Here is a 1,427-nt window from a genome sequence, read left to right as displayed (position 1 = left end):
GACGCCAGCGTAATCTTGGCACTTTGGTGAACTTGAGAGAGTGTTGATGAAAAGGCGTTGGAACAAGTACATCGCTGGGTAGCCGATCACGGCAGAGGCCAAGAATACCCAAAGGCCCAATACGCCTACTTTTACTGGTAAAAAGACAATACCGGCACCGATTGCCATGCCGATACTCATGATCACCCATCCCCAGTCTGTGCTATCAAACTTGGTCGCGGCTTTCCACTCGTCTAGGGCCATGCCTGCTTTTACGTGCGGTGGCTCTTTACCGATAGGTAAGGTTTGTGTAGGTGCTGTCACGCTCATTTTATTGTTTCTCTTGTTAGTATGAATTTTTCTCAAATTTAATTGAGAAAACATATATCACCAATTTTTTTGTGGAAAATTCAGATAAATTTGAGATCTTGGCAAAAAAGTTCAAATAAATTGGATTTTTTAACGAATTTTGTGATCTATTCTAGTTGTTTGATTCATATTTAATTGAAAAAATAACGCTAATACGGAAGTTAAATTAGAAACTTCTTAATAAAAAATAAAATTTATGTGAGGATTTAAAAATGAAAGAATTGATTTCATCTGAACACGCGCCTGCTGCTATCGGACCTTATTCACATGGCACTAGCTATGGCGATTTGATTTTTACATCTGGTCAATTACCCGTTGATAAGGCAACAGGAAAAGTAGTTGAAGGCGGCATCAGTGCACAAAGTCATCAATCTCTTACTAACTTGAAGCACGTTTTAGAGGCTGGTGGTGGCAGTGTCGATACTGTTTTAAAAACAACGTGTTACCTATCGAATATTAATGACTTTGCCGAGTTTAACAAGGTCTACGCAGAGTTTTTCCAACAAGATTGTCCGGCACGCAGTTGCTTCGCAGTGAAAGATTTGCCTCTTGGCGTGTTAATTGAAGTCGAAGCGATTGCTCATAAAAAGTAATACGGAGAACAGAGCATGAACCAGCAATGGACACAATATATCCAAATCATTAAGCAAGTTGTGAAACCTGCATTAGGATGTACAGAACCCATTGCTGCTGCGTACGCGGCAGCAGTTGCTAGAAAAGAGTTAGGCACATCCGATATTGATGCGATAGAGGTGCGTGTTTCAGACAACCTCTTTAAAAACTCGATGGGTGTTTTCGTACCTGGAACGGGCAAGATAGGCCTCAAAATTGCCGCCTCAGTTGGTGCATTAGCCGGTGACCCAACAGCAGAACTGGAAGTGTTGGCTCGGATTAATGAGCAGGATGTCGCTGCTGCGCAACAATTGATAGATGAAGAGCGGGTAACTGTAGCGCGCATGGATACGCAAGAATTCATTTATTGCAGCGTAACGCTCACCTCTGGTGACGATGTTGTTTCGGTCACGATCAGTGGCGGTCACACCAACATTATCCAGATCACGCGCAATGGCGACGTGATT

1 protein-coding gene and 2 pseudogenes are annotated in these 1,427 nt (G+C 42.5%); 2 read left to right on the top strand and 1 reads right to left on the bottom strand.

Annotation, left to right across the window (positions count from 1 at the left end; translation table 11 throughout):
- Window positions 1-243 (bottom strand): annotated as a pseudogene (locus tag R7070_RS25195) (hypothetical protein); the annotation flags it as partial.
- 317 nt (window positions 244-560) lie between these two features.
- On the opposite strand from R7070_RS25195, the gene R7070_RS25190 reads away from it, so the two are divergent.
- The gene (locus R7070_RS25190) at window positions 561-941 is read left to right on the top strand and encodes a RidA family protein (protein ID WP_005479566.1); all 381 of its coding nucleotides are present in this window, start codon (window positions 561-563) and stop codon (window positions 939-941) included.
- Window positions 942-956: 15 nt separating this feature from the next.
- Window positions 957-1,427: pseudogene (locus R7070_RS25185) on the top strand (serine dehydratase subunit alpha family protein); the annotation flags it as partial.

The sequence above is a fragment of the Vibrio sp. 1557 genome (assembly GCF_033340175.1).
Lineage (GTDB): Bacteria > Pseudomonadota > Gammaproteobacteria > Enterobacterales > Vibrionaceae > Vibrio > Vibrio alginolyticus.
This window is presented reverse-complemented; position numbering and strand designations above follow the sequence as displayed.